This is a genomic window from Rhizobacter sp., from assembly GCF_031412495.1.
GTDB lineage: Bacteria > Pseudomonadota > Gammaproteobacteria > Burkholderiales > Burkholderiaceae_C > Schlegelella_A.
This window is the reverse complement of the sequence record NZ_JANODC010000500.1, coordinates 1-6,709: the sequence shown is the minus strand read 5'-3', so window position 1 is coordinate 6,709 and position 6,709 is coordinate 1. Positions and strand designations below refer to the sequence as shown.

The following is a 6,709-nucleotide window of genomic DNA, read 5'->3' as shown; positions in this document are numbered from 1 at the left end:
CGACCAGGATCGCGAGCTGCAGAGGAAGCGCCGCGAATTCCAGGAAGACCTCAGCCAGCGCAAGAACGAAGAGCTCGCCAGCGTCGTCGAGAGGACGAACCGCGTCATCAAGCAGATCTTCGAGACCGAGAAGTACGACCTCATCCTCCAGGAGGCGGTGTTCTGGAGCCCGAAGGTGGACATCACCGACAAGGTCATCCGGGCACTGAACGCGCAAGGCGGCAAGTGAGCGCGGGTCGTGGCCGGAGCTGAGCCGACCGGCGTCTCGCTCGGCGAGATCGTGCAAAGGCTGGGCGGTGAACTGATCGGAGACGCGGCGACCCGCATCGTCGGCATTGCTTCCCTGGAATCCGCCGGACCCGGGACGATCGCCTTCCTCGCCAACCCACGTTACCGCCGCCAGCTCGCCGGCAGCGGCGCGGCCTGCGTCATCGTCGCGCCCGAGTACCGCGAGCTCGCGAAGGGCCGCGGCGCGGCCATCGTCACCCCCGACCCCTACCTGTACTACGCGCGGCTAAGCCGCTGGTGGGCGGCGCGCCATCGGCCGCCGGCACCGGCCGGCATCCATCCCACGGCCGCGCTCGATCCCTCGGCCGAGATCGGCCCGGGCGTGTCCGTCGGCCCGTTCGCGGTAGTCGAGGCGGGGGCTGCACTGGCCAGCGGCGTCGCCGTGGGCGCCGCGTCGTTCGTCGGGCGCGGCTGCCACATCGGCGCCGACACGAACATCGGTCCGCGCGTGACGCTGCTGCAGGGCACGCGAGTGGGGGCTCGTTGCATCGTCCATCCGGGCGCCGTCCTCGGTGCCGACGGTTTCGGCTTCGCGCCCGACCAGGGTCGGTGGGAAAAGATCGAGCAGCTCGGCAACGTGATCATCGGCGACGACGTCGAGATCGGCGCCAACACCTGCATCGACCGGGGCGCGATCGGCGACACCGTGCTCGGCGACGGCGTCAAGATCGACAACCTGGTGCAGATCGCACACAACGTCCGCATCGGTGCGCACACGGCGATCGCCGGCTGCGTCGGCATCGCCGGCAGCGCCGTGATCGGCGCCCACTGCATGATCGGCGGAAACGCGGGCGTCGCGGGGCACGTGAAGATCGCCGATCACGTCGTCGTCTCGGCAGCGACCCAGATCACGCGCTCGATTGCCAAGGCCGGCTTGTACAGCGGCGTCTTTCCTTTCGAGGAGAATGCCGCCTGGGAGAGGAACGCCGCGACTCTGCGTCAGCTTCATGCCTTGCGAGCGCGGGTGCGGGCGCTGGAGCAGAAGGCGCCATGACCATGGACATTCACGAGATCCTCAAGAAGCTGCCGCACCGCTATCCCTTCCTGATGGTTGACCGGGTGCTCGAGCTCGAGCACGGCAAGCGGATCCGGGCGCTCAAGAACGTGACGGCCAACGAGCCCTACTTCCAGGGCCACTTCCCGCACCGTCCGGTGATGCCGGGCGTGATGATGCTGGAGTCGCTCGCGCAGACGGCGGCGCTGCTCTCCTTCGACGCCATGGGCGCATTGCCGGACAACAACGCCGTCTACTACTTCGCGGGCATCGACTCGGCACGCTTCAAGCGCCCGGTCGGCCCGGGCGACCAGATGATCCTCGACGTGGTGCTCGACCGCATGAAGTCGCACATCTTCAAGTTCACGGCCCGGGCCAGCGTCGAAGGCGAGACGGCCGTCGAGGCCGCTCTCACCTGCGCCGTCCGCAACATCGCTTGAGCACGTGGCCGACGTTCACCCGACCGCGATCGTCGAGTCCGGTGCCGAGCTCGGGCGGGGGGTCAGCGTCGGCGCCTACAGCATCGTGCGCGCTGGCGTTCGCGTCGGCGAGGGCACGTCGATCGGCCCGCACTGCGTGATCGAGGGTCGGACCTCGATCGGCCGCGACAACCGGATCTTCCAGTTCAACTCGATCGGCGCGGCGCCGCAGGACAAGAAGTACGCCGGCGAACCCACCGAGCTCGTCATCGGCGACCGGAACACGATCCGCGAGTACTGCAGCTTCAACATCGGCACCGCCCAGGACGCTGGCGTGACGAGGATCGGCAGCGACAACTGGATCATGGCCTACGTGCATGTCGCGCACGACTGCCAGGTCGGCGACCACACGATCATCGCCAGCTTCTCCGGCCTCGCCGGGCACGTTCACCTGGGCGACTGGGCCATCGTCGGCGGGCAGAGCGGGCTGCACCAGTTCGTTCGCATGGGCGCGCACGCGATGACCGGCTTCCAGAGCCATGTTTCGCGCGACGTGCCTCCGTTCATGATGGTCGACGGCCACCCGCTCGCCGTGCGCGGCTTCAACAGCGAGGGCCTGCGCCGGCGCGGCTACTCTCCCGAGCGCATCGCGGTCGTCAAGCAGATGCACCGCCTGCTCTATCGCTCCGGCCTCACCGCCGACGAGGCGGCCCGGCAGATCGACTCGCTGGCGGCCCACCGGCCCGAGGGGGGCGACGATGTGCGGCTGATGTCCGCGTTCCTGGCCTCGGCGACGCGAGGCATCGCACGTTGACGCGTTACCGCTGCCGATGACGACGACTTCTCCGCGCTTCGCCATGGTGGCGGGCGAAGCCTCGGGCGACCTCCTCGGTGCTGCCCTGCTGGCCAGCCTGAAGATTCGCTGGCCGCAGCTGCGCGCCGATGGCATCGGCGGCCCGCAGATGGTGGAGCAGGGCTTCGACGCCTGGTGGCCGCACCACAAGCTCGCCGTGCGCGGCTATGCCGAGGTGCTCGGCCATTTCCGCGAGATCTACGCCATCCGCACGCAGCTGACCGAGCGCCTGCTGCGCGACAAGCCCGACGCCTTCATCGGCGTCGACGCGCCAGACTTCAACCTCGATCTCGAGGCCAAGCTGAAGGGGCAGGGCGTGAAGACGATCCACTTCGTCAGCCCTTCGATCTGGGCTTGGCGCGGCAAGCGGGTCGAGAAGATCCGGCGCGCCACCGACCTCGTGCTGTGCATCTTTCCTTTCGAGCCGGCGGTCTACGCCAAGAGCAAGGTCAACGCCGTCTACGTCGGCCATCCCCTGGCCAGCGCCATCCCCATGGAGCCGCCGCGCGCCGCCAGCCGCGCGGCGCTCGGGATCGGCGCGAGCGAGACGGTGGTCGCCATCCTGCCGGGCAGCCGGCGTTCCGAGATCCAGTACATCGCGCCCCGCCTCCTGGGTGCCGCCGTCGAGCTGAGCAAGTCGCGGCCGGAGCTGCGTTTCCTCATCCCGGTGATCCCCGGCCTGCGCCATGCGGTCGAGCCGCTGCGCAAGCAGTACGCGCCCGACCTCCAGATCACCCTGCTCGACGGGCGCGCGCACGAGGCGCTCGCGGCCTGCGACGTCGCCCTGGTCGCCAGTGGCACGGCGACGCTGGAGGCAGCCCTGTTCAAGCGGCCGATGGTCGTCGTCTATGCCATGCACGCGCTCACCTGGCAGATGGGCAAGCGGATGACCTACCAGCCCTGGGTCTCGCTGCCCAACATCCTGCTGCGCGAGTTCGCCGTGCCCGAGCTGCTGCAGGGCGACGCGACGCCGGCCAAGATCGCCGCGGCGGCACTGCACTGGCTCGACGACCCGGTCGCCGCCGAATCCCTGCGGGCCCGCTTCGAGGCCGTCCACGTCGACCTGAAGCGCGACACCGGCGCCCTGGCCACCGCGGCCATCGAAGCAGTCCTGGGGAGCTGAGGCATGCACGCCCGCACCTTTCTTCGCGCCGACAAGCTCCGCCTCCTCATCGACGTGAGCGGTCTCATGGCCGGCGTCGACGAGGTCGGGCGCGGGCCGCTCGCCGGGCCGGTGGTGGCCGCAGCCGTGATCCTCGAGGACGGCAAGATCATCCGCGGCCTCAACGACTCGAAGCTGCTGACGGCCGAGGAGCGCGAGCGGCTCGACAGGGAGATCCGGCAGCGGGCGATCTGCTGGAGCGTCGCCGAGGCGAGCGTCGCCGAGATCGACTCGATGAACATCCTGCGCGCCGCCCTGCTGGCGATGGCGCGCGCTGTCCAGGGCCTCGCCTGCCAGCCGCAGATCGTCCTGGTCGACGGCAATCAGCGGCCGACGCTGACGATGCCGGTGCGCACGGTGGTCGGCGGCGATGCCAAGGTGCGGGCGATCTCCGCCGCCTCGATCGTTGCCAAGGTGCATCGCGACCGGCTCTGCATGCAGCTCCACGACGAGCATCCGCAGTACGGCTTCGGCAGCCACAAGGGCTACTCTACGCCGGAGCACCTGAACGCCTTGCGCCAGCACGGCGCTTGCGTGCACCACCGGCGCAGCTTTGCGCCGGTCCGCAGCGTCATCGACCAGCTGTTCTAGGGCCGCGCGTGGTTCCGCCCGTGCACATCCAGTCGCGCAGCAACGCGCTCGTGCTCCGGCTGCGCAGGCTGATCGACGATCCCGCCGCCTACCGCAAGCACCGGCAGATCGTGATCGAGGGCGAGCACCTGTGCGCGGCCTGGGTCGCCAGCGGCCGGGGCCCGGTTCTGCAGGCCGTCGTCAGCGAAGCTGGCTGGGATCGTGCCGACCTGCGCGCGCTGGCCGCGCCGGCGGCCGCCGTGGTGGTCGTGTCAGGGGCAGCGATGGCCGGTCTCGCCGCGCTTCACAGCCCGACGCCCATCCTCTTCATCGTTCCGTTGCCGGAAGGCGCGGCATGCCGGGCTGGGGCCCCGAGCGTCGTCCTCGACCGGCTGCAGGACCCGGGCAACGTCGGAAGCATCCTGCGCAGTGCAGCGGCCTTCGGTTTCGGCCAGGCCATCGCCCTGGCGGGCACGGCGGCGCTGTGGTCGCCGAAGGTGGTGCGCGCAGGCATGGGCGCGCACTTCCGCATGCATCTCGTCGAGGGCGCCGACGCGGGCGTGCTGCCTTCGCTTGGCGTGCCCCTGCTCGGCACCAGCTCGCACGCCGGCAAGCGCGTCGACGCGGCCGACCTGCCGTGGCCCTGCGCCTGGGTCTTCAGCCACGAAGGGCAGGGCCTGGCCGCCGGCGTGCAGGACCTCTGTGCGAAGGTGCTCCGCATCGCCCAGCCCGGCGGCGAGGAATCGCTCAACGTCGCAGCCGCGGCTGCGGTGTGCCTGCACGAGTCGGCGCGGCGCCGGCCCGCCTGATCCGGGCCGAGCGCTCGACAATGAAATCCATGCTGAATCTACCCACCTACGCCGACGTCGTGGCCGCTGCCGGGCGGCTGCAGGGGCAGGCGCATCGCACTCCCGTCCTCGGCTCTCGCACGGCCAACGAGGCGCTGGGCGCCGAGCTGTTCTTCAAGTGCGAGAACTTCCAGCGCATGGGCGCGTTCAAGTTCCGGGGAGCGTTCAACGCGCTGGCCCGCTTCGACGCGGCGCAGCGCCGCGGCGGGGTGGTCGCGTTTTCTTCCGGCAACCATGCCCAGGCGGTGGCGCTGTCGGCGCGCCTGCTCGGCATGCCCGCCGTCATCGTCATGCCGCACGACGCGCCCGAGGCGAAGGTCGCCGCGACCCGCGGCTACGGCGGCGAGGTCGTCGTCTACGACCGCTACCGTGAGGACCGCGAGGCGATCGGCCGCCGCCTGGCCGAAGAACGCGGGATGACGCTGATACCGCCCTACGACCATGCCGACGTGATCGCCGGCCAGGGCACCGCGGCGAAGGAGCTGCTCGAGGAGGTCGGCCCGCTCGATGCGTTGTTCGTGTGCCTGGGCGGTGGCGGCCTGCTGTCCGGATCGGCGCTGGCCGTGCGCGCGCTGGCCCCGGCGTGCCTGCTCTACGGCGTCGAGCCGGAAGCGGGCAATGACGGGCAGCAGTCGTTTCGCAGCGGCGCCATCGTCCACATCGAGACGCCGCAGACCATCGCCGACGGCGCCCAGACGCAGCACGTGGGCGCGCTCACGTTCGCGATCATCCGGCGCGACGTCGACGACATCGTGACGGCGTCCGACGCCGAGCTGGTCAACTGCATGCGCTTCTTCTTCGAGCGGATGAAAATGGTCGTCGAGCCGACCGGCTGCCTCGGCTTCGCGGCGGCCCGGCGCATGAAGGCCCAGCTCGCCGGAAAGCGCGTCGGCATCCTCGTCAGCGGCGGCAACGTCGACCTGCCGCGCTTCGCCGGCCTGCTCGCCGCCTGACGGTGCGGCGAGCTCAATAGGCGAGGCGGTCCGGGCGCAGGTCGCGAAGGATGGTGGTCGCGATCTCCTCGATCGACTTGTGCGTCGACGAGAGCCAGGCGATCCCCTCCCGCTTCATCATCAGCTCGCCCTCGCGCACCTCGTAGCGGCAGTTCTCCACCGAGGCGTACTTGCTGTTCGGACGCCGCTCGTTGCGGATGCGCGCGAGCCGGTCGGGATCGATGGTCAGGCCGAAGCACTTGGCGCGGAAGGGGGCCAGCGTCGAGGGGAACCTGGCGCGCTCGAAGTCCTCGGGGATGAGCGGGTAGTTCGCGGCCTTGATGCCGTGCTGCATCGCGAGATAGAGCGAGGTCGGCGTCTTGCCGCTGCGGCTGACCCCGACGAGGATGACATCGGCTTCCTTGAGATTCTTCGCCGACTGGCCGTCGTCGTGCGCGAGCGCGAAGTTGATCGCCTCGATCCGGTCGGTGTATTCCTGGCTCGTCGAGACGTCGCTGAAGCGGCCGATCCGGTGGTTCGACGTCACCCCGAACTCGGCCTCGAGCGGCTCTATGAAGGTGTTGAACATGTCGAGCACCAGCCCGTGCGAATGCTCCTTCACGATGGCCAGGATCTCGGGATT

General features: G+C 69.8%; 9 protein-coding genes. 8 read left to right on the top strand and 1 reads right to left on the bottom strand.

Going from position 1 to position 6,709, the window contains the following annotated elements:
• The 8 genes from AC30N0_RS18770 to AC30N0_RS18735 form a co-directional block, all read left to right on the top strand.
• On the top strand, positions 1 to 229 hold a 229-nt coding region (locus AC30N0_RS18770), incomplete at its 5' end, for an OmpH/Skp family outer membrane protein (protein ID WP_489519408.1).
• Between the two features lie 9 nt (positions 230 to 238).
• Positions 239 to 1,282 carry a UDP-3-O-(3-hydroxymyristoyl)glucosamine N-acyltransferase gene (gene lpxD / locus AC30N0_RS18765; protein ID WP_489519407.1) on the top strand — a complete coding sequence of 348 codons (1,044 nt, stop codon included), beginning with the start codon at positions 239 to 241 and terminating at the stop codon, positions 1,280 to 1,282.
• Entirely contained in the window at positions 1,279 to 1,722 is a 444-nt protein-coding gene (gene fabZ, locus AC30N0_RS18760; protein WP_489519406.1) for a 3-hydroxyacyl-ACP dehydratase FabZ, read from the top strand. The genes lpxD and fabZ overlap by 4 nt, the downstream gene beginning before the upstream one ends.
• Positions 1,723 to 1,726: 4 nt before the next feature.
• On the top strand, positions 1,727 to 2,515 hold the full coding sequence (gene lpxA, locus AC30N0_RS18755) for an acyl-ACP--UDP-N-acetylglucosamine O-acyltransferase (protein ID WP_489519405.1): 789 nt from the start codon (positions 1,727 to 1,729) through the stop codon (positions 2,513 to 2,515).
• Positions 2,516 to 2,531: 16 nt separating this feature from the next.
• Positions 2,532 to 3,677 (top strand): lipid-A-disaccharide synthase, encoded by a 1,146-nt coding sequence (lpxB, locus tag AC30N0_RS18750; RefSeq protein WP_489519404.1) that lies wholly within the window; start codon positions 2,532 to 2,534, stop codon positions 3,675 to 3,677.
• Positions 3,678 to 3,680: 3 nt separating this feature from the next.
• The gene (gene rnhB / locus AC30N0_RS18745) at positions 3,681 to 4,307 is read left to right on the top strand and encodes a ribonuclease HII (protein ID WP_489519403.1); all 627 of its coding nucleotides are present in this window, start codon (positions 3,681 to 3,683) and stop codon (positions 4,305 to 4,307) included.
• Positions 4,308 to 4,315: 8 nt separating this feature from the next.
• Entirely contained in the window at positions 4,316 to 5,095 is a 780-nt protein-coding gene (locus AC30N0_RS18740) for a TrmH family RNA methyltransferase (RefSeq protein WP_489519402.1), read from the top strand.
• A gap of 29 nt (positions 5,096 to 5,124) precedes the next feature.
• A complete protein-coding gene (locus AC30N0_RS18735) occupies positions 5,125 to 6,087 on the top strand; it encodes a threo-3-hydroxy-L-aspartate ammonia-lyase (RefSeq protein WP_489519401.1) in 963 nt (320 codons plus the stop codon).
• A gap of 13 nt (positions 6,088 to 6,100) precedes the next feature.
• Here AC30N0_RS18735 and AC30N0_RS18730 read toward each other — a convergent pair.
• Positions 6,101 to 6,709 (bottom strand): pyruvate, water dikinase regulatory protein (locus AC30N0_RS18730; RefSeq protein ID WP_489519400.1); only part of this gene is annotated, 609 nt, incomplete at its 5' end.

Excerpts from the sequence above, each read along its gene's own strand:
- fabZ (WP_489519406.1), top strand. The coding sequence starts at position 1,279 with ATGACCATGGACATTCACGAGATCCTCAAGAAGCTGCCGCACCGCTAT.
- lpxB (WP_489519404.1), top strand. The coding sequence starts at position 2,532 with ATGACGACGACTTCTCCGCGCTTCGCCATGGTGGCGGGCGAAGCCTCG.
- rnhB (WP_489519403.1), top strand. The coding sequence starts at position 3,681 with ATGCACGCCCGCACCTTTCTTCGCGCCGACAAGCTCCGCCTCCTCATC.
- AC30N0_RS18735 (WP_489519401.1), top strand. The coding sequence starts at position 5,125 with ATGCTGAATCTACCCACCTACGCCGACGTCGTGGCCGCTGCCGGGCGG.